Source organism: Intestinirhabdus alba (assembly GCF_009711095.1).
Lineage (GTDB): Bacteria > Pseudomonadota > Gammaproteobacteria > Enterobacterales > Enterobacteriaceae > Intestinirhabdus > Intestinirhabdus alba.
On the sequence record NZ_WMJZ01000008.1, the window covers coordinates 112960 to 131940 of the forward strand.

An 18981-nucleotide genomic window follows, 5' to 3' on the forward strand; every position below is an offset into this window, starting at 1 on the left:
AAGGGAAGTATGCATGCTATCACTAAGTAAACCTTTACGGGAGTTTGGGAAGCTTGATAAATGTTTGTCTGCATACGGCACACGTTTTGAGATCGCCGATGAAAAACAACCTCTATATTCTACCGATTTAAATAAAGACAACACATTTTTTATTACAGAGGGCGTTTTTTCCCTGCGTAGGGGAGAAAATGTACTGATCGGCATTGACCAGGCACCGTTTATTATGGGGTTAGCTGATGGCGTAATAAAAAATGAGGTTGATTATAAATTAATAACTGAAAGTAACTGTACCGGCTATTATCTCCCCGCATCTAAAATGATAAAAATTATTGAAGAAAAACAGCTGTGGCGGGAGGCGTTTTGTTGGCTGGCATGGCAAAATCGTACGCTGGAACTACGCGATGTTCAGTTAATAGGCAACAACTCTTATGAACAAATTCGCGCCACCCTGCTGTCAATGATAAAGTGGGATGAGCAGTTGCGTAGTCGAATTGGCGTAATGAATTATATTCATCAAAAAACCCGTATTTCTCGCTCGGTCGTGGCGGAGATCCTTGCGGCCCTGCGCAAGGGCGGCTACATCGAAATGAAAAAAGGCAAACTGGTCAATATTACCCGCCTGCCTTTTGAATATTAATCAGGTGGCAGGAACACTCTGCACCTTACTTCTGCTCAACTCGCTCACCAGATCGTTGATCCCATCGCTCATATTACTAAATCGGGTGAGTGGAGAACGGGTTACCACGACAAAAGCGCCGATATTTTGCTGCGGAATCATTGCCATATAGGTGATAAATCCGCCGCCGCCGCCGGTTTTCTGTATGATGCCCGGGTGGCCGTTCTTCGGTGCCATATACACCCAGCCGAGACCGAGCGCATCCGCCTTTCCGGGCACATCCATCCCTATGACTTTAGTCAGCTGCGAGCGCTGATAGATCGGCGTTTGCATACGATCGGCCTGACTGCTGCGGTGATAAAAATCTGAAGAAAGATACTGCTGCATCCAGCGCATCATATCTCCCGGCGTGGAATAGACGCCGCCGCTGCCCACCGCCGCCAGCGTATTATTGCAGGGGCTGGCTCCTTTTTCGGCAATCATCAGCCGTCTGCACTGATCCGGAGACGGCGTGAAGGTGGTGTCCTTCATCCCCAGCGGGCGGGTAATCTGCTCTTCAAAAAGCTGGGGATAGGGCTTGCCCGCGGCGGTTTCCAGCGCGTCGGCCAGCAGGTCGAATGCCAGGTTAGAATAGGCGGCCTGCGAGCCAGGGGCGCTCTTCAGCGTGGCCGTCGACAGCCAGCGCCAGCGCTGCTGGTGCGTCGGCCAGACGAAGACCGGGCGTTTCGCCGCGCCGCCGGGCTGTTCGCGCGGCAGGGCGCTGGTGTGGGTCGCCAGGTTCACCAGCCGGATGGGGGTTCCCTGCCACGTCGGCACGCGGGTGCCGGGTGGGGCATATTTGCTTAGCGGATCGTCCAGCTTCACCGTGCCCCGATCGCGTAATTTTACCAGCAGCTCGCTGGTCATCAGCTTGGTGAGAGAGGCGATGCGGATCACCGAGTCCAGCTGCGGGCGGACGTTATTGCCCGGACGGGTTTCGCCAAGGCTATGAAAAACGCGCTGGTTGCCGTCGATCACCACCAGCGCCATCCCCGTAGCGCCGCTGCCGTAAAAAATATGATCGGCATAGCGTTCGACGATATCGGAGGCGAATTCCGGGGCGGTAAGAGGCTGTGCTGCCTGGGTGGGGGTCAATGATGCCGCGTACAGCACGGCAGAAAAGAGCAGGCTACGTTTCAACGGTCGTGTCCATAAGTTAAAAGAAAAAACAGCCGCGCGTCGTTCCGGATACGCCGGAAATGTGAATTGCCCGACGAGGCGTAACGCGGCGATGAACCGGCTTACGGGGCGGCGGCGCAGGCGTGTTTATACTACCTGACGGCGCATTGCAAAGCGCTAATGAGAGTAAGAATAGTGTTAAAAACGTAACGGTGGGCAAAAGCGGCGTTTTACCGGCGACGAATCTCCGCTTTTGCGATCCCGCACCTGTGGTAACCTCTCTTTTTTCGCTACGGCGCAAGCCACGATCGGAAAACGGAGGGCGCGGGCAGGCACAGGCGCTGCGTTACCCGGCCGGTTATCCGCGCCAGCGTGGACGCCGCGCGGAAAAACGGCGGCAGCCAGGGAATATCGATCGCTATCGTGGCGAAGGTCGCCCGCGCTGCCGCCCCGGCGAAAGCCCTGGTTATTCACGCATCGCCTGGGTAAACACCTCGTTCAGGACAATCCCAGGGGGATGAAATCCAGCGAAACAATTCTTCCGACGCGGAGGGAAAACTAAGCGCCGTTTTTCTGATCACAATGAGCGGTTTCGTCAGATACGCTTACGGATCTTGCGTAAATACAAACACCGCGGTCACCATAATGATAAAGAAGTCAGCAGGAGAACATGATGTTTAAGTCTTTTTTCCCGAAGCCGAAGGCGTTTTTTCTTTCGGCTTTTATTTGGGCGCTGGTAGCCGTTATTTTGTGGCAGGCGGGAGGAAACGACTGGGCCGCGCGCCTCGTCGGGGCGACGGGCAAGGTGCCGATCGGCGCGGCGCGCTTCTGGTCGCGGGAGTATCTGATTTTTTATGCCTGGTACGCTATCTGCGTTGGCCTGTTTGCCGGCTTCTGGTTTATCTACAGCCCGCACCGCTGGCAGCGCTGGTCGATCCTCGGCACCGCGCTGATTATTTTTGTCACCTGGTTTCAGGTGGAGGTGGGGCTGGCGATCAACGCCTGGTACGCTCCGTTTTACGATTTGATCCAGACGGCGCTCAGCGCCCCGCATAAGGTCGCCATCCAGCAATTTTACGCTGAAATCGGCACGTTTCTGAGCATCGCGCTGATCGCGGTTGTGATTGGGGTACTGAGCAGCTTTTTCGTCAGCCACTATGTCTTCCGCTGGCGTACGGCGATGAACGAATACTATATGGCCCACTGGCAGCGTCTGCGCCACGTTGAAGGGGCCGCCCAGCGCGTGCAGGAAGATACCATGCGCTTTGCCACGACCCTGGAGAATGTGGGCGGCAGCTTTATCAGCGCCATCATGACCCTGTTCGCCTTTTTGCCGGTGCTGGTGCAGCTTTCCCCTCGCGTACCGGAGCTGCCGATCGTCGGTCAGGTTCCTTACGGGCTGGTGTTTGCCGCCATCGTCTGGTCGCTGCTGGGCACCGGGCTGCTCGCCGTGGTGGGGATTAAACTGCCGGGCCTTGAGTTTAAAAACCAGCGCGTGGAGGCGGCCTATCGTAAGGAGCTGGTCTACGGCGAAGATGACGCCAACCGCGCCGCGCCGCCCACCGTGCGCGAGCTGTTTCATGCGGTGCGGCGCAACTATTTCCGCCTCTATTTTCACTATATGTACTTCAACATTGCGCGCATTCTCTATCTGCAGGTCGACAACGTTTTTGGTCTGTTTCTGCTGTTTCCGGCCATCGTCGCCGGGACGATTACCCTCGGCCTGATGCAGCAGATCACCAACGTCTTTGGCCAGGTACGCGGTGCCTTCCAGTATCTGATTGTCTCCTGGCCCACGCTGGTGGAGCTGATGTCTATCTACAAGCGTTTGCGCAGCTTTGAGCACCAGCTGGACGACGCGCCTGTTCAGGAACAGATCCAATCCCTTGGCTGAAAAAAGGAAACATTATGTCGGCGCATTTCCGTCTCTGTTCACTTTCGCTGCTGGCCGCCCTGGCGTTAACGGGCTGCGGCAGCCGCTCCTCTTTGCCGTTAAAAGAGGGGGAAAAGCCCGTCGATGTGGCGAGCGTGGTGCGTCAGAAAATGCCTGCCAGCGTCAGGGATCGGGATGCCTGGGCAGAGGATCTGGCCAAAACGTTTTCCAGCCAGGGGCTGGCACCGACGCTGGAGAACGTCTGCTCGGTGCTGGCGGTGGCGCAGCAGGAGTCTGGCTACCGGGCGGACCCGACGGTGCCGGGGCTGAGTAAAATCGCCTGGCGGGAGATTGACCGCCGGGCGCAGCGGATGCATATTCCGCTTTTTCTGGTGCATACCGCGCTGAAAATCACCTCGCCGAACGGGAAAAGCTACAGCGATCGGCTGGATGCGGTTAAAACCGAAAGGCAGCTCAGCGCTATTTTTGATGACTTTATCAATATTGTGCCGATGGGGCAGACCCTGTTTGGCTCACTCAACCCGGTCCACACCGGCGGCCCGATGCAGGTCAGCATCGCCTTTGCCGAGCGTCATGCCAAAGGCTATCCGTGGAAAATGGCGGGAACGGTGCGTCAGGAGGTGTTCAGTCGCCGGGGCGGGCTGTGGTTCGGCACCCTGCATCTGCTGAACTATCCGGCCAACTACAGTGCGCCACTCTTCCGCTTTGCCGATTTCAACGCCGGCTGGTACGCCAGCCGCAACGCCGCCTTTCAGAACGCGGTGAGCAGGGCCAGCGGCGTCAGGCTGGCCCTCGACGGCGATCTGATCCGCTACGACAGCAACGAGGCGGGTAAAACGGAGCTGGCGGTGCGCCGGCTGGCCGACAGGCTGAAGATGAGCAACGAGGCTATCCGTCGGCAGCTGGAAAAGGGCGATACGCTGGCGTTTGAAAAGACCGACCTCTATGCCAGGGTCTATCAGCTGGCGGAAAAAAAGGCGGGCAAGGCGCTGCCGCGCGAGCTGTTGCCGGGCATTCAGCTGGAAAGCCCGAAAATCACCCGCAACCTCACCACCGCCTGGTTTGCAAAGCGGGTGGATGAGCGACGGGCGAAGTGTATGGCGAATACGGCCGGGTAATCCCTTCCCGGCCGGTTTACGTCAGGCGTAGCGGCGACGCCAGTGGGCAATCACGGCCAGCGCGCCGAAGAAGAGACAGCCGATGAGAAACGACGCCAGGCCAAAAACGGTGCCGACGCCCAGGCCAATTTCAACGTGGGGACGTCCGGCCTGCTGGATCTGCATCAGGCGTTCATAAACGCCCGGCGCGTGAACCAGCAGGTTAAGGATCTGCGCGCCTGCCCAAAAGCAAAACAGGACGAACAGAGCATAGGCTATGTTGCCGGTTATAGAGGAGGCGTCCCGATGTTTCCCGCTGAACCAGGACCTGGAGAGAGTAAAATCAGCCATAAAGACCTCCGGGAAATGCTGCTGCCCTGGCCTTTTGCCAGCGGCTGTCGTGAAGTTTGCCAGTTCAATGTGTTTGTCAATATCAGAATTTTGATAAATAGATTGTGGGAATCTTCCTGGTATGAGGAACTCTGGCGGGCATCACAGATTCATTGCGCTGCGCCCTGAAGCGCGCGCAGCGGGACATGCCACCGGTCAATTCGCCGTTTACTCATAGCAGCCTTCACCCCGGCCGGGGGGCCAGGGTGAAGCGGTCATTCCCGGCGGGGTGGGCGACGCAAGGCGCACCGGATCAATTGCCGGGGCGGCCGGGGGGGCTCAGAGGCTGGTTTTCAGCGCCTTATCCGCGGCGTGTCGCTCCAGCGCCAGCTCAATCAGCCGGGTGATTAAATCGGTGTAGCTCAGGCCGCTCGCCTGCCACAGCTTCGGATACATGCTGATGTTGGTAAAGCCCGGCAGGGTGTTGATTTCATTGATCACCACCTCGTTTTCCGTCGTCAGGAAGACGTCCACCCGTGCCATACCGGCGCAGCCCAGCGTTTGCCAGGCCTCAATGGCGATGCGGCGGATCTTGTCGTTTATCGCCGGGGGGATGTCGGCTGGCACCACCACCCGCGCGCCCTTATCGTCGATATACTTGGTGTCATAGGCGTAAAAATCGCCGTTCAGGACAATCTCACCGCAGGTACTGGCCTCCGGGCGCTCGTTGCCCAGCACGGCGCATTCGATTTCGCGCCCCTGGATGCCCTGTTCCACCACCACCTTATGGTCAAAGGCAAAGGCCAGCTCGACGGCCTGCTGATACTGGGCCTCGCTGGTCACTTTACTGACGCCGACGGAGGAGCCCTGGTTGGCGGGCTTCACGAAAAGCGGCAGGCCGAGCCGCGAGGCCACTTCATCAAAGCCGTAGCGCGAGCGGTTGGCGCGGGTGAGGGTGATAAAAGGCGCGACGTTCAGCCCGGCGTCGCGCAGCAGCCGTTTGGTGATATCTTTATCCATGCAGGCCGCCGAGCCGAGCACGTCGGAGCCGACGAAAGGTAAGTTTGCCATCCGCAGCATCCCCTGCAGCGAGCCATCTTCGCCAAGGGTGCCGTGGACGATGGGGAAAATAACGTCCACCGTCGGCAGGGGCTGGCCGCTGTGGGCGTCGATCAGCTGATGCTCATTCCGGCCCGGCACCTGCGCAAGGCTGGCGGCGGAGGGGCACAGGGCGATGCGGGCGGGATCGTCCGCGTTCAGCAGATAGTTGTCGGCGTCGCTGACGTGCCACTGGCCCTGCTTATCAATGCCAAACAGCGCCACCTCAAAGCGGGTTTTGTCGATGGCGTCGACGATATTTTTCGCCGACTGCAATGACACTTCATGTTCCGCTGACTTCCCACCAAATACGATACCTACCCGCAATTTTGCCATCTTCAACTCTACTCTCTACAACGCAAAGCCTATACATTACCACGACAAAACGAGGGATTCGCGGGCTTCTGCCATACTGGTAAGGAGATTTTGCAAGGGGGCTTCGTGAAAGGAAAAGGCTGGCTGACGCTGTTGCTGCTGGGGGCTCTTGGCGCGGTGGGATATCGCTATCTGCCGGCGCACTATAATCCTTTTACCCCGCTGACGCTGTCGGATCCTCCCGGCCGGCTGATGACGTTTAAGCTGCGGCGTTTAACGCCGCCGCAGTGCCGGGCGCTGCTGGCGCAGGCGAACCGGCAGGGGCTGATTACCGCGCGGCCGGTTGCCAACGGCGGCGGCGACTGCCCGCTGACCGATGCGGTGCGGGTCAGCGACTTTGGTCCGGTGAAGCTGAGCAGCAGCTTTCTGGCCTCCTGCCCGCTGGCGCTCAGCTCCGCGCTGTTCGTTACCCGGCAGGCGCGCCCCCTCAGCGAACGGCTGATGGGCGCGCGCCTGACGCAGATCGACCATCTCGGTAGCTACGCCTGTCGCAATATCTATCATCGACCGAACGCGCGCCGCAGCGAACACGCCAGCGCCGACGCGCTGGATATTAGCGGTTTTCGGTTGGCTGACGGAAGACACGTGACGGTGCTGCGCGGCTGGCGGGACACCAGCAGCGCCCCCTGGCTGAGAGAGCTGCTCGACGCCAGCTGTGGTTACTACGGCAACGGGCTGGGACCGGAGTATAACGCCGCCCACGCCAACCACTTTCACCTGGGGATGCGCGGTTACGGCATCTGCCGCTGAAGCATTTCTTCCGGCTTTTCTCGCCGTATTGTGTGATATGTCTCACAAATATGGTGAGCGGGGAGATAAAATGTCGAATTGTCGGCTACCGCACCTCAGGTTCCGCTTTTTTCGTCCTGAATTGTCAGACTACACCTATTTTCCGCTAGTGATATCAACGAGACTTTATGGAATCCTGGAGAGTTAACCTCATTTCCGTCTGGTTCGGCTGCTTTTTCACCGGGTTGGCCATTAGCCAAATCCTGCCCTTTTTGCCGCTTTATGTCTCCCAGCTGGGGGTGACCTCCCACGAGGCCCTTTCGATGTGGTCCGGGTTAACCTTCAGCATTACCTTTCTGATTTCCGCCATCGTGTCGCCGATGTGGGGCAGCCTGGCAGATCGTAAAGGCCGTAAGCTGATGCTGCTGCGCGCTTCCCTCGGTATGGCGATTGCTATTCTGTTGCAGGCCTTTGCCACCAACGTCTGGCAGCTATTTCTGCTGCGCGGCGTGATGGGCTTAACCTCCGGCTATATCCCCAACGCCATGGCCCTCGTGGCCTCCCAGGTGCCGCGGGATCGCAGCGGCTGGGCGCTCAGCACCCTGGCGACCGCGCAGATTAGCGGGGTGATCGGCGGCCCGCTAATGGGCGGCTTCATCGCCGACCACGTCGGGCTACGGCCGGTGTTTTTTATTACCGCCATGCTGCTGATGGTGAGCTTTCTGGTGACGCTGTTTCTGATCAAAGAGGGCGTACGTCCGGCGGCGAAGAAGGGCGAGCGCCTGAGCGGTAAGGCGGTGTTCGCCACCCTGCCATATCCGGCGCTGGTGATTAGCCTGTTTTTCACCACCCTGGTGATCCAGCTGTGCAACGGCTCGGTCGGCCCGATCCTCGCGCTGTTTATCAAATCCATGACGCCGGACAGCAATAATATCGCCTTCCTGAGCGGGCTGATCGCCTCCGTTCCCGGCATTTCGGCGCTGATCTCCGCCCCGCGTCTCGGCAAGCTGGGGGACCGGATCGGCACTGAGAGGATCCTGATGGCGACCCTGATCTGCGCCGTGGCGCTGTTCTTTGCGATGTCCTGGGTGACCACGCCGCTACAGCTGGGAGTGCTGCGCTTTTTGCTGGGCTTCGCCGACGGGGCGATGCTGCCCGCCGTCCAGACGCTGCTGGTGAAATATTCCAGCGATCGTATAACCGGGCGAATTTTTGGCTACAATCAATCCTTCATGTACCTGGGCAACGTGGCCGGTCCGCTGATGGGAGCCTCCGTGTCGGCCATGCTGGGCTTCCGCTGGGTGTTTATTGCCACCGCGTGCATCGTGCTGGTTAATATTTTTCAGCTGAGCCTCGCTCTGCGCCGTCGGAGCAGGGCTGTCCGCGCGGCGGAATGAGCTGCGGGCCGTCGCCCCGCCCTGGTAAATCATAAGCCTCTGGCGAAGGCGATATGTTATGCCCTGAAGTATTCAGGCGGTCTACGGACTATCTATGGATGAAGTGCTGTCGCCGGACAAAAATGGGTTTTACGGCCGGCTGAAAGCTGGAGGTTCGGGGGGATGAATGCCTTATGCTCACCGCCAAAACACTGAAAATACTTTTCACTGCATAAAACAGTTATCGAAGCCTAAGTAGTAGCAAAATCCTCGAATTTAGAGCCTGGTCCATTAGGGCTATTTCACTTGCCATTTTGGTCCTGGGTAGTGCTCGCACAAAACGCATCGCGTTTTGAACGCCCTTCAGGGCGGCCCGGAGGGTGAGCTTCGCGAATCATCCTCACGTACTGCGTATACGCTCCGGTTTCTGTGCGCTGTCCGTGTCCAGAGTGGCTGCGCCAATAACGCCTGGTGGGCCAGGCTCTTATCATCAGATTTCCTCCTGGAGACTTCGACCATTTAGGGCGGGGAGCGGTCAATAAGCGGTCTCCCTTACCGGTCATGAGCGTCGCTGGCGATCGTTCAGATCCGGGGCTGGCGCGAGCCGTAAGGTTTGATTATTGTATGTAACGTGACAACGGAGCTGAATGGCCCAGCCCTGTGGAACGTGAGTCAGAAACGCGGACTCTGTGTTGTCGCGTCTGAACGGCGTTTACTCTGTCCTGCACCCCCCTGGTCGGATAAGGCGTAGCTGTCACTGGTATTTGTCGGGCTGAACACATCACTCCACCACAAACCGCGTTGCCGCAAAGCAGTTCAGTATGCAGTGGACCAGAAATACCATTGTCAGCGTCGCTACCAGCGCCACGGTGACCGAGGTGATCCGGTACAGATCGCTGAACACCAAATCGTTGTCCGGATGCAGGTTCTGACCGAACATAATGCCTATGGTGGTGATACTGGCGAAGCCGACTCCCGCTCCGACCTTTTCCATTACGTGCAGGCGGGCGCTGAAGGCCAGCCCAAGACCAATCAGTGGCATCATCAGTAGCATATGATTGCTGAAGTCATAGACGATCAGCTGTACCAGCAGAATGTACAGACAGGCCAGCACCACGCCCGCCACGCGCCAGATGGAGCTGATTACCGCTCCACGATAGTTCATCGGAAACAGGATCAAAATTCCCGTCATCAGCGCAGACAGGGAGTCGCTCAGATCGCACATCTGAAAAATCACAAAAATCGTTGTCGCCACGCTGCCGGAAAGCAGCGACTCGTGACGGATGCGAGCAGCATCCTTTTCAATGCGCGGTGGCGGCCGCCGCGGCTCTACGTCGGGGATCAGATAGTGCAGCAGCGCGCTCAGGGCCACCGCCAGTATGCAGGCCTCCATGTTGGAGAACATCAGCGTGTGCCAGTCGGTGCTGGGATAACTCATAAAGTTAAGCATCGTGCTCTGGCAGACCACGCCCATTGAGCCCAGCAAAAACAGCGGTCCCTTACTCATAAAGCGAAAGCGCACCACGTAAAGACCAAAAGCCACCAGCGTCATTATTACCGGCCACTGCGAGAGATAGCCGACGATAAGTACCATTTCGACGCAGTTAACCGCTGAACTGAACACAAACTGTCGCGCCACGTGGCGGTTGAATACCGGCACCAGCGACATGAGCATTAGCGGATAGACCACAAAGAAAACGCCATACTGCACGTTGTAGAATGTAGAGATGCTGAGTGCGACCATCCCGGCCACGGCGATCCGCACAGTCTGACGAAAATCATTGGCGGTGTAGACAATGTTGCCGTGCGGGGTAAAAACGTGGGCCAGAGTATTAATAGACATAGTGCAGCCAGCTCACCAGATGGATCTGCGCACCGGCAAAGGTGCGGGCAAACGTGCTTTTGCTATTATAAAGCTGTACCGTGGCGCGGGCACCTGTCGGCAGCGGCTGTTCCAGCGGCGCGTCCAGCACCACGTGAATGCGCATCCGTCGGGCGTCACGCACCCAGCGGGTGGATGGCTCCGGCTGCGAAAGCTGGCCGTTAGCCAGCTCCTGCCCGGCAAAAGTACCGGCGTCGCTGCTGGTTACATGGGCGGGAAACACCTTGCCAGGGATGGCGTCAAACACCACCGCCGCTTCCGTGTTCACCCGGGTATGGCGCAGGCTTTTTTCACGAAAATCGGCAACGATGTCTATCCGGTGGCTGACCAACGCCAGCAGCGGCGTCCCGGCGGTGGCGTACTGCCCTGGGCTAAGCTGCAGATTACTTATCGTTCCATCACTCTCCGCCCGAACCTGCGTCCAGCGCAGGTTCAGCTGCGCCTCTTCTAGCGCGTTGCGATATTTTTGTAGCGTCACGTTGCGGGTATCGTCAGGCTCACCGCGCTGGAGCAGCAGATTTTGAATGTTGGCTTCCAGTGCCGTGGCTGATTGTTCGCTGCCCTGCCAGGCGGTGCGTGCTTTATCCAGCTCCGCCTGTGAAATGTTCTGCGTCGTCCTCAGACGTTGATAGCGCTCAAACGTCAGCTTATCATTGCGGGCGGTATATTGGGCGGCGCGCAGACTGGCGCGCGCAGCGGCAATCTGCGCGTCCAACTGCCGGTTGTTCAGCTTCGCTTGTTCCAGGGCGATCTGCGCGGCTTCAACTTTATTAATAAATGGCGTCGGATCCAGCTCGTACAATAGATCGCCTCTGTTCACCCGGTTGTTGTTGCGCACGTAGACTTGCGAGACGTAGCCCGAAACGCGCGAGGAGACCGGCGTCACCATACGCATAACGGTGGAGTCCGGTGTCAACGGGATCCAAATATCGGCAGCAATAAACCAGGCGAATATTACCAGAAAGCTGGCAATGCTTACTCTTACCCACCGGGCAAACTTTTCTTCGGGAGTCTTCATAATCTTTTAATTCTTATTATCTTCTTCGCGGATTAACCGCAGATTACAGGCAATTTGATTTAACGTGGTGTTGAAGGAGGTAAGCTGTGCTTCAGGTATGCCCTGGGTCACGCGGTGCTGATAAGCTTCCACCACCCGATTTAACGCTTCAAGCCCTGTGCGTCCTTTTGTCGTCAGCGTCAGCAGGCGGATGCGCTTGTCATAGGGTGATACAGAACGCACCAGATAGCCCTGTTTTTCCAGTAGCGTGAGGGTACGCATTAGCGGTGGTAGCTCAATGCCCTGCATTTCCGCCAGCTCGCTGACTGAGACGTTATCACCCAACTGATATAGCTGCATCAGCACTGTCCAGCTTGACTGGGTCAATCCCGTTTCGGTGATGGCGTAGTCAATCACGGTACGCCACTGGCGCGCCACCATTGCCATACGCATTCCCAGCGGGCGGCGGGCAAATAGTTCGTCTTCGGTCATGTTTACCTCCCCTTGCAGCTGATGGATAAATAATACTTATCATGATAAGTATTAAGAAACAAGATGGCAGGAAGTATCGATTGATAATTTTAAGAATATGAAAAGACGGGATTCCAGCATGACCGGCCTTCGAAAAGCGTGTTATAACTGTTCAACTCGAGATTCAGGTTGCCCCAGGTTAGCTCTTTTCCACTTTTGGAAAATGCGTGTACTTCAGCGGTATGTTACCGCTCAATGAAAAACATAATATGACTCCCGATCACGCCAGGTAGGCGGGAATAAGCGACGCTCAGAGTATCAAGAGGCCCGGACAAAAATACTACTTGCCCCCTCTAGGAAGTTGTCAGGCATAGTGTTAACGTCATCCTTCTTTGGATAAGGAATGCGGTTATGAAGAATCTCATTGCTGAGTTATTGCTTAAGCTTGCCCAAAAAGAAGAAGAGTCGAAAGAGCTGGTTGCGCAGATCGAAGCGCTGGAAATTATCGTCACGGCGATGCTGCGCAATATGCCCAGGGACGATCGGACGCGGCTGATTCACCAGGTTGAAGGGGCGCTCGACGAGGTAAAGCCCGATGCCAGCGTTCCGGATAATGATACGGAATTGCTGCGCCAGTATGTGCAAAAATTATTGCATCAGCCTCATAACTAATTTTTCATTATCATTTTTCATAACGCCGCCGCTATTCCCTGTGGCCGCGCTATTTTAACCTGTTATCCCAGCCATACGTCAGGCGGCAGGTACGTTGGCTGCTCCTGGAATTTGGCAGGGGCAGCACCGGTCTGCCGCCTGAATTATTCAGGCTCCGTATGCGGTATAAATAGTGGGGGCGCGTGCTATTACCGTTTTTTCGTTGCTGCGGCCCTGGTCGAAAAAAGGCGCGGACGTGAAATAATACGCGCCGCTAAAAGAAATTTTGCTCTCCGGTGGTTTTTTCGCTTACACCAGCTTAACCCCGCAGCAGCAGCGTATGACCACCTGCAATCAGCAGGCGACGGCGCAGACGCTGCAGGGTGAGGCGCGTAAAAGCTATATGAGCGCCTGCCTGAAGAAAGTCGCCTGACTGACGCACGGGGCGGGCGGGGGAGCGGGGAAACTCTCTCACCCGTCAGCTTGTCCTTATCTCCCGGCCAGCGGGAGTATTTGTTTTCAGAGGTACTGAAAAGAGTGTTGGTGCCCGTTGCCAGATAGCGTGCCGTAGAGGACCCGGCACGCCGGCGGCTCAGGAGTGGCTGAGCTTCTCCGATTTTTCCATACACTTCACCATCGCTTCGATCACCGCCGCGCGGAAGCCCCGCTCCTCCAGCACCCGAACCGCCTCAATGGTGGTTCCGCCGGGAGAGCAGACACCATCCTTCAGCGCGCCGGGATGTTCACCGGTTTCCAGCACCATTTTGGCTGACCCCATTACCGCCTGGGCGGCGAATTTCAGCGCCTGAGCGCGCGGCATACCGCCCAGCACGGCGGCGTCGGCCATCGCCTCAATAAACATAAAGACGTAGGCGGGGGCGGAGCCGCTGACCCCAACGACCGGATGGATCATCGGTTCGGCGATGGCTTCCGCTTCGCCAAAGCAGCGGAAGATATTCAGTACGTCCGCCATATCCTCCGGCGTCACCAGCGCGTTCGGGGTGACCGAGGTCATGCCGGCGTTCACTAGCGAGGGAGTGTTGGGCATGGCGCGAATAATTTTACGATCGTGGCCAAGCGCGCTGGCCAGCCGATCGAGGGTAATGCCCGCCGCGACAGAGACCACCAGCGACTCTTTATTCAGGCTGGAGGCGATTTCTCCCAGCACTTTGATCATGATGCCGGGTTTAACCGCGCCAAATACGATATCCGCGATCTGCGCCACCTCCTGGGCGGACTGCGCGGCGTTGATGCCGTACCGATCGCGCAGCGCGGCGACCTTGTCCGGAGAGGGGGTGTAGACCCAGATTTGTCCCGGGAGAACCTGGCCGCTGGCAATCAGGCCGCCCAGAATGGCTTTGCCCATATTGCCGCAGCCGATAAAACCAATTTTCTTCTCCATGCGTCGTCCCCTATGGCTTTTCTTTATGTGTGCACGATTAAAGCCTGGCTTAACGCGGAATGAAAGTCTCATGAAGGAGAAACAGCGCTTTGCCAGAAGGCCAAAGCACGAGACAATAGCGAATTGCACATCCGGGGGAGTGAATATGACGATATGGGTGGACGCGGATGCGTGTCCGAACGTAATCAAGGAGATCCTGTATCGCGCTGCGGAGCGTATGCGGCAGCCATTAATTCTGGTGGCTAACCAGAGCCTGCGCGTGCCGCCGTCGACCTTTATCCGTACCCTGCGCGTAACCGCCGGGTTCGACGTGGCGGATAATGAAATTGTCCGCCAGTGCGCGGCAGGCGATCTGGTGATCACCGCCGATATTCCGCTGGCCGCAGACGTGCTGGCGAAGGGTGCTGCGGCGCTGAATCCGCGCGGCGAGCGCTACAGCGAGGCCACGATCCGCGAGCGGCTGACGATGCGCGATTTTATGGATACCCTGCGCGCCAGCGGAGTACAGACGGGCGGGCCGGACGCGCTTTCGCCGCGCGACCGCCAGCGTTTTGCCGCCGGGCTGGACGCCTGGTGGCTGGAAGCTCAACGTAAAAAATAATTTATGTAATTTATTTTTTACACTTTTCAGGTGGCCTTTTCTTGTTATAGTGGGAGCGCACTGGATTTTTCAATTCAGTGTAAATTTTTAATTACATTTATTTGCGTACTAGTTTGGTGGTATGATCAGGCCCTTTACGACATCAGCTCCCGCGCACCTGCGCCTCTCCGGGGGGGATTTCCCGTCATGACACAACCGCTTTTCCTTGTTGGCCCTCGCGGCTGCGGTAAGACAACGATCGGCATGCTGCTGGCCGAGGTTATTCGCTGTCGCTTTGTCGATACCGATCGCTGGCTGCAGTCGCAGGTACAGCAGACCGTGGCGCAGCTCGTTGAGCAGGAGGGCTGGGCAGGCTTTCGCGCCAGGGAGACGGCGGCCCTGGAGGCCGTTACCGCGCCCTCCACGGTGGTGGCCACCGGCGGAGGGATTATCCTCACGGAGTACAACCGCCGCTATATGCGCGCTCAGGGAAAGGTCATCTACCTGTGCGCGCCGGTGCCGGTGCTGGTCAACCGTCTGCTGGCGTCTCCGGAGGAGGCGCTGCGCCCCTCGCTGACCGGCAAGCCCCTGAGCGAAGAGGTGCAGGAGGTGCTGAAGCAGCGCGACAGGCTCTATCGCGAGGCGGCGCATGTGGTGGTTGATGCCTCCCGGGAGCCGGATCGGGTTGTTTCTGAAATTAGCGCGGCGCTGGCGCGAACCGCGCGGCGTAAACAGGGTGGCGTCTATACTTAGCGTTTACTCACAGAGAGGGGAAAACCATGCCTGATAAACCGCCTTATCCACGTGAAGCGCGCATTGTGACCGTTGAAAAAGGTACGCCGGGCCAGACGGTGACCTGGTATCAACTGCGGGCCGATCATCCGAAACCCGATGCGCTGATCGGCGAATATCCCAACGCTCAGGAAGCGATGGACGCCAAAAAACGCTATGAGGATCCTGATAAAACCTGACTCCAACCGCCGCCCGGAAGGGACTCTGAGCGCGCCTGCATCACATTTTTACATAATTAAATTTTGTTTCTGAAGATGAACAGCGCTCAATAACAAAATATTACTGGATTTTTTTTGAACTTTTACAAACTGCTTTAAGCAACTTCTGCCAGGCTTTTGACGTTTTACGCGACGGCAGCGGCTGCGTTAAGCATGTGCCCGGGAATGAACGACGAAGTAAAAAGGTGGAAAATAATGAGTGCGTCGTTGGCGATTCTTACAATCGGCGTTGTACCTATGCGTGAAGTCTTACCGCTGTTAACCGAGTTTATTGATGAACAGCACATTACCCACCATAGTCTGCTGGGAAAGATGAGCCGTGAAGAGGTGATGGCAAACTACCCGATAGAGGAGGGCGAAACGCCGCTGCTCACGCTGCTCAGCGACAACCAGCTGGCCCACGTTTCCCGTCAGAAGGTTGAGCGGGATCTGCAGGGGGTGGTTGAGGTGCTTGATAACCAGGGCTACGATGTCATTTTACTCATGAGCACCGCCGCCCTTAACAGCCTTACCGTTCGTAACAGCGTTCTGCTGGAGCCGCTGCGCATTATCCCCCCGCTGGTGGCCTCTATTGTCGACAGCCATCAGGTGGGCGTCATCGTGCCGGTGGAGGAGCTGCTGGCCGAGCAGGCGGTGAAATGGCAGGTTTTACAAAAGCCGCCGGTCTATTCGCTGGCTAACCCGGTGCACGGCAGCAGCCAGGCGCTGATCGACGCCGGCCGCGCGCTGCTGAACAACGGGGCCGACGTCATCATGCTGGACTGCCTGGGGTTTAACCAACGCCATCGCGATTTGCTGCAAAAAGCGCTGAATGTACCGGTACTGCTGTCACATATTTTGATTGCGCGGCTGGCCTCGGAGCTGCTGGCCTGATTTGGCGCGGCGTCCCGGTTCAGGGACACCGCCTGTCTATAATGAACGTTCACTTTATCAACAGGGGAGCGGCCCATGCTGCAAAATAACGAATACTTTTCCGGCAAAGTGAAATCAATTGGCTTTTCCAGCAGCGACACCGGGCGCGCCAGCGTCGGGGTCATGGTGGCGGGCGAATACCGTTTCACCACCGCAGAGCCGGAGGAGATGACGGTCGTCAGCGGCGCGCTGAAGGTTCTGCTGCCGGACGCCGTCGAATGGCGGGTGTTTGGCACGGGCGAGACGTTCAGGGTCCCCGGCCACAGCGAGTTTTATATGCAGGCCGCGGAGCCGGCCTCCTGGCTGTGCCGCTATCTGTAGCGGCGCTCTTTTTCTTCGTTCAAAGAGGAGTCTGCCTAAGCCTGAACCGGGCGCTGGGCCTCGCCGCCCAGACCTTCCACCAGGCTTTGGATCAGCGCCGCCAGCTCGCCGGTCATCAGGATAAAATCGGCGTCAAAGCGCTGGGCATAATCTTCGCGATCGATATCCTGGTTCTGGTCGCGCAGTTCGTCGCTGAACTTCAGGCGCTTCAGGGAGCCGTCATCGCAGATCGTAAACTGAACGCGCTGCTGCCAGTCGAGGGCCAGCTTCGTTACCACCTTCCCGGCCTCGATGTGCGCGGCGATCTCGTCGCTGACCAGATCCTGCTTCTTCGCGCGGATCACGCCGCCGTCCTCCAGCATCGCCTTCAGCTCGGCCTCGTCAAGCAGCTGGAAGCTCTGGGCCACGGTGCCGGAGCGCACCCACTCGGTGAGCGTCAGCTCAATCGGATTTTCCAGCGTCAGGGGAACCACCGGCAGCGAGCCGAGGCTTTTGCGCAGCAGCGCCAGCATATCTTCAGCTTTTTTGGCGCTGGCGCAGTCCACGATAATCAGGCCGTTGACGGTGTCGATCCACATCATCGTCTGGCTGAAGCGGCTGAACGCCCGCGGCAGCAGTGAGTGCAGCACCTCATCTTTCAGGGAGTCTTTTTCGGTCTTCTTCAGCTTGCGGGCCTGTTCGGCCTCCAGCCGGGCGATTTTCGCCTCCAGCGCCTGCTTGATCACCGGCGCGGGCAGAATTTTTTCCTCTTTGCGCGCGCAGATAATAATCTGGCCGTTGACGGCGTGGGTCAGCGCGTCGCTGTGCGATCCCATTGGTGATACCCAGCCCATTTTCGCCATATCCTGGCTGCCGCAGGGGGTAAAGGTCATCGAGGCGAGCTGTTTTTCCATCTCCTCGGCGCGCAGCGACACGTCGCGGCTAAGGCGGTAAACCATTAAATTTTTAAACCACAGCATGATAATTTCCACGGCCTTGTCGTTAAATCCAGCGGGGAACCTTCCCCAACATGTCGGGCCGGGCAGGACGGTAACGCGCCCGCAGCCCGAACGTAGTCGGGTATAATAACCAATTGTCGGCGGGCGCGCATTGCCAATCAGAAGGCCCGCTTTTACCGTGGGAATGTCTTATGCTGAGGAGCGTCGGGTGCGGATAGGTATAGATTTGGGCGGTACGAAAACGGAGGTTATCGCGCTGGGCGAGGCGGGGGAGCAGCTTTATCGCCACCGTTTGCCCACGCCGCGCGAGGACTATCGGCAGACAATTGAAACCATCGCCACGCTGGTGGCGATGGCGGAGCGGGAGACGGGCCTGCGTGGCTCGGTGGGGGTGGGGATCCCCGGATCGATTTCGCCCTTTAGCGGCATGGTGAAGAACGCCAACTCCACCTGGCTTAACGGCCGGCCGTTCGATAAGGATCTCAGCGCGCGGCTGGAGCGCGAGGTACGGCTGGCAAACGACGCCAACTGCCTCGCGGTCTCCGAGGCGGTGGACGGCGCGGCGGCGGGGGCGCAGACCGTATTTGCGGTGATTATCGGCACCGGCTGCGGCGCGGGGGTGGCGCTGAACGGACGGGCGCACGCCGGCGGCAACGGCACCGCGGGCGAGTGGGGGCATAACCCGCTGCCGTGGATGGATGACGATGAGCTGCGCTATCGCCAGGAGGTGCCCTGCTACTGCGGCAGGCAGGGATGCATTGAAATCTTTATTTCCGGCACCGGCTTCGCCACGGACTACCGGCGTCTGAGCGGCGCGGCGCGCGGCGGCGGCGACATCGTCCGGCTGGCGGAGGCGCAGGACCCGGTGGCGGAGCTGGCGTTAAGCCGTTACGAGACGCGGCTGGCGAAAGCGCTGGCGCACGTGGTGAATATCCTCGATCCGGATGTCATCGTGCTGGGCGGCGGAATGAGCAACGTTGACAGGCTGTATCACCGCGTACCGCCGCTGCTTAAGCAGTTCGTTTTTGGCGGTGAGTGTGAAACGCCGCTGCGTAAGGCACTGCACGGCGACTCCAGCGGAGTGCGCGGCGCGGCCTGGCTGTGGCCGCAGGGGTGATCCGCACCGCCCGCCGGGCGTCCGCTC

At 58.1% G+C, this 18981-nt stretch carries 20 protein-coding genes and 1 pseudogene; 13 read left to right on the plus strand and 8 right to left on the minus strand.

The window, feature by feature from the left end; translation table 11 throughout:
- Positions 1-13 precede the first annotated feature (13 nt).
- Entirely contained in the window at positions 14-637 is a 624-nt protein-coding gene (gene iprA / locus GJV78_RS08095) for a hydrogen peroxide resistance inhibitor IprA (protein ID WP_155107842.1), read from the plus strand.
- Here iprA and ampH read toward each other — a convergent pair whose 3' ends face one another.
- Positions 638-1795, minus strand: coding sequence for a D-alanyl-D-alanine-carboxypeptidase/endopeptidase AmpH (ampH, locus tag GJV78_RS08100; protein ID WP_155107843.1), 1158 nt, complete (start codon positions 1793-1795; stop codon positions 638-640). It lies immediately after the preceding gene.
- A gap of 652 nt (positions 1796-2447) precedes the next feature.
- Between ampH and sbmA the strand changes: the two genes are divergently transcribed.
- Positions 2448-3668: a peptide antibiotic transporter SbmA gene (gene sbmA, locus GJV78_RS08105; RefSeq protein ID WP_155107886.1), complete on the plus strand. Its 1221-nt coding sequence runs from the start codon at positions 2448-2450 to the stop codon at positions 3666-3668.
- Between the two features lie 14 nt (positions 3669-3682).
- Complete coding sequence (locus GJV78_RS08110) at positions 3683-4786, plus strand: DUF1615 domain-containing protein (protein WP_155107844.1); 1104 nt, start codon at positions 3683-3685, stop codon at positions 4784-4786.
- A 21-nt stretch (positions 4787-4807) separates the two neighbouring features.
- Here GJV78_RS08110 and GJV78_RS08115 read toward each other — a convergent pair whose 3' ends face one another.
- Both GJV78_RS08115 and ddlA read right to left on the minus strand, forming a co-directional pair.
- Positions 4808-5116 (minus strand): DUF2755 family protein, encoded by a 309-nt coding sequence (locus GJV78_RS08115; protein ID WP_155107845.1) that lies wholly within the window; start codon positions 5114-5116, stop codon positions 4808-4810.
- Positions 5117-5434: 318 nt separating this feature from the next.
- Positions 5435-6529 carry a D-alanine--D-alanine ligase gene (gene ddlA, locus GJV78_RS08120; protein WP_155107846.1) on the minus strand — a complete coding sequence of 365 codons (1095 nt, stop codon included), beginning with the start codon at positions 6527-6529 and terminating at the stop codon, positions 5435-5437.
- Between the two features lie 105 nt (positions 6530-6634).
- Here ddlA and GJV78_RS08125 point away from each other — a divergent pair, with 105 nt between their 5' ends.
- Both GJV78_RS08125 and GJV78_RS08130 read left to right on the plus strand, forming a co-directional pair.
- Positions 6635-7318 carry an extensin-like domain-containing protein gene (locus tag GJV78_RS08125; RefSeq protein WP_167519445.1) on the plus strand — a complete coding sequence of 228 codons (684 nt, stop codon included), beginning with the start codon at positions 6635-6637 and terminating at the stop codon, positions 7316-7318.
- Between the two features lie 167 nt (positions 7319-7485).
- Positions 7486-8694: a multidrug efflux MFS transporter gene (locus GJV78_RS08130; RefSeq protein WP_155107848.1), complete on the plus strand. Its 1209-nt coding sequence runs from the start codon at positions 7486-7488 to the stop codon at positions 8692-8694.
- Positions 8695-9454: 760 nt separating this feature from the next.
- Here the strand turns inward: GJV78_RS08130 and GJV78_RS08135 are convergent.
- From GJV78_RS08135 to GJV78_RS08145, 3 genes are read right to left on the minus strand one after another with little or no spacing between them, the layout of a single operon-like run.
- Positions 9455-10516, minus strand: coding sequence for a DUF2955 domain-containing protein (locus GJV78_RS08135; RefSeq protein WP_155107849.1), 1062 nt, complete (start codon positions 10514-10516; stop codon positions 9455-9457).
- On the minus strand, positions 10506-11573 hold the full coding sequence (locus GJV78_RS08140) for an HlyD family secretion protein (RefSeq protein WP_155107850.1): 1068 nt from the start codon (positions 11571-11573) through the stop codon (positions 10506-10508). Before GJV78_RS08140 ends, GJV78_RS08135 begins: the two co-directional genes overlap by 11 nt.
- A gap of 6 nt (positions 11574-11579) precedes the next feature.
- Complete coding sequence (locus tag GJV78_RS08145; protein WP_155107851.1) at positions 11580-12044, minus strand: MarR family winged helix-turn-helix transcriptional regulator; 465 nt, start codon at positions 12042-12044, stop codon at positions 11580-11582.
- A gap of 390 nt (positions 12045-12434) precedes the next feature.
- Here GJV78_RS08145 and iraP point away from each other — a divergent pair, with 390 nt between their 5' ends.
- Positions 12435-12695, plus strand: a complete 261-nt coding sequence (gene iraP / locus GJV78_RS08150; protein WP_155107852.1) for an anti-adapter protein IraP — start codon at positions 12435-12437, stop codon at positions 12693-12695.
- Positions 12696-12957: 262 nt separating this feature from the next.
- A pseudogene (locus GJV78_RS08155) lies at positions 12958-13095 on the plus strand (PsiF family protein); the annotation flags it as partial.
- 171 nt (positions 13096-13266) lie between these two features.
- Here GJV78_RS08155 and proC read toward each other — a convergent pair.
- Positions 13267-14076, minus strand: a complete 810-nt coding sequence (gene proC / locus GJV78_RS08160) for a pyrroline-5-carboxylate reductase (protein ID WP_155107854.1) — start codon at positions 14074-14076, stop codon at positions 13267-13269.
- Between the two features lie 145 nt (positions 14077-14221).
- On the opposite strand from proC, the gene GJV78_RS08165 reads away from it, so the two are divergent.
- The 5 genes from GJV78_RS08165 to ppnP all read left to right on the plus strand — a co-directional run bounded on the left by GJV78_RS08165 (position 14222) and on the right by ppnP (position 16899).
- Positions 14222-14677: a YaiI/YqxD family protein gene (locus GJV78_RS08165; protein ID WP_155107855.1), complete on the plus strand. Its 456-nt coding sequence runs from the start codon at positions 14222-14224 to the stop codon at positions 14675-14677.
- A 186-nt stretch (positions 14678-14863) separates the two neighbouring features.
- Positions 14864-15409 carry a shikimate kinase AroL gene (gene aroL, locus GJV78_RS08170; protein ID WP_155107856.1) on the plus strand — a complete coding sequence of 182 codons (546 nt, stop codon included), beginning with the start codon at positions 14864-14866 and terminating at the stop codon, positions 15407-15409.
- A 26-nt stretch (positions 15410-15435) separates the two neighbouring features.
- Positions 15436-15627: a protein YaiA gene (gene yaiA / locus GJV78_RS08175; RefSeq protein ID WP_155107857.1), complete on the plus strand. Its 192-nt coding sequence runs from the start codon at positions 15436-15438 to the stop codon at positions 15625-15627.
- Positions 15628-15861: 234 nt separating this feature from the next.
- The gene (locus tag GJV78_RS08180; protein ID WP_155107858.1) at positions 15862-16539 is read left to right on the plus strand and encodes an AroM family protein; all 678 of its coding nucleotides are present in this window, start codon (positions 15862-15864) and stop codon (positions 16537-16539) included.
- Between the two features lie 75 nt (positions 16540-16614).
- Positions 16615-16899 (plus strand): pyrimidine/purine nucleoside phosphorylase, encoded by a 285-nt coding sequence (ppnP, locus tag GJV78_RS08185; RefSeq protein ID WP_155107859.1) that lies wholly within the window; start codon positions 16615-16617, stop codon positions 16897-16899.
- A gap of 35 nt (positions 16900-16934) precedes the next feature.
- Here the strand turns inward: ppnP and rdgC are convergent, their stop codons facing one another.
- Positions 16935-17858, minus strand: a complete 924-nt coding sequence (gene rdgC / locus GJV78_RS08190) for a recombination-associated protein RdgC (protein WP_155107860.1) — start codon at positions 17856-17858, stop codon at positions 16935-16937.
- 187 nt (positions 17859-18045) lie between these two features.
- Between rdgC and mak the strand changes: the two genes are divergently transcribed.
- Positions 18046-18954, plus strand: a complete 909-nt coding sequence (gene mak / locus GJV78_RS08195) for a fructokinase (protein WP_167519446.1) — start codon at positions 18046-18048, stop codon at positions 18952-18954.
- The last annotated feature ends 27 nt before the right edge of the window (positions 18955-18981 follow it).

Bases quoted from the DNA above. Each gene is read 5' to 3' on its own strand.
- iprA (WP_155107842.1), top strand. From the start codon at position 14: ATGCTATCACTAAGTAAACCTTTACGGGAGTTTGGGAAGCTTGATAAA.
- sbmA (WP_155107886.1), top strand. From the start codon at position 2,448: ATGTTTAAGTCTTTTTTCCCGAAGCCGAAGGCGTTTTTTCTTTCGGCT.
- GJV78_RS08110 (WP_155107844.1), top strand. From the start codon at position 3,683: ATGTCGGCGCATTTCCGTCTCTGTTCACTTTCGCTGCTGGCCGCCCTG.
- GJV78_RS08115 (WP_155107845.1), bottom strand. From the start codon at position 5,116: ATGGCTGATTTTACTCTCTCCAGGTCCTGGTTCAGCGGGAAACATCGG.
- ddlA (WP_155107846.1), bottom strand. From the start codon at position 6,529: ATGGCAAAATTGCGGGTAGGTATCGTATTTGGTGGGAAGTCAGCGGAA.
- GJV78_RS08130 (WP_155107848.1), top strand. From the start codon at position 7,486: ATGGAATCCTGGAGAGTTAACCTCATTTCCGTCTGGTTCGGCTGCTTT.
- GJV78_RS08135 (WP_155107849.1), bottom strand. From the start codon at position 10,516: ATGTCTATTAATACTCTGGCCCACGTTTTTACCCCGCACGGCAACATT.
- GJV78_RS08140 (WP_155107850.1), bottom strand. From the start codon at position 11,573: ATGAAGACTCCCGAAGAAAAGTTTGCCCGGTGGGTAAGAGTAAGCATT.
- GJV78_RS08145 (WP_155107851.1), bottom strand. From the start codon at position 12,044: ATGACCGAAGACGAACTATTTGCCCGCCGCCCGCTGGGAATGCGTATG.
- iraP (WP_155107852.1), top strand. From the start codon at position 12,435: ATGAAGAATCTCATTGCTGAGTTATTGCTTAAGCTTGCCCAAAAAGAA.
- proC (WP_155107854.1), bottom strand. From the start codon at position 14,076: ATGGAGAAGAAAATTGGTTTTATCGGCTGCGGCAATATGGGCAAAGCC.
- GJV78_RS08165 (WP_155107855.1), top strand. From the start codon at position 14,222: ATGACGATATGGGTGGACGCGGATGCGTGTCCGAACGTAATCAAGGAG.
- aroL (WP_155107856.1), top strand. From the start codon at position 14,864: ATGACACAACCGCTTTTCCTTGTTGGCCCTCGCGGCTGCGGTAAGACA.
- yaiA (WP_155107857.1), top strand. From the start codon at position 15,436: ATGCCTGATAAACCGCCTTATCCACGTGAAGCGCGCATTGTGACCGTT.
- GJV78_RS08180 (WP_155107858.1), top strand. From the start codon at position 15,862: ATGAGTGCGTCGTTGGCGATTCTTACAATCGGCGTTGTACCTATGCGT.
- ppnP (WP_155107859.1), top strand. From the start codon at position 16,615: ATGCTGCAAAATAACGAATACTTTTCCGGCAAAGTGAAATCAATTGGC.
- rdgC (WP_155107860.1), bottom strand. From the start codon at position 17,858: ATGCTGTGGTTTAAAAATTTAATGGTTTACCGCCTTAGCCGCGACGTG.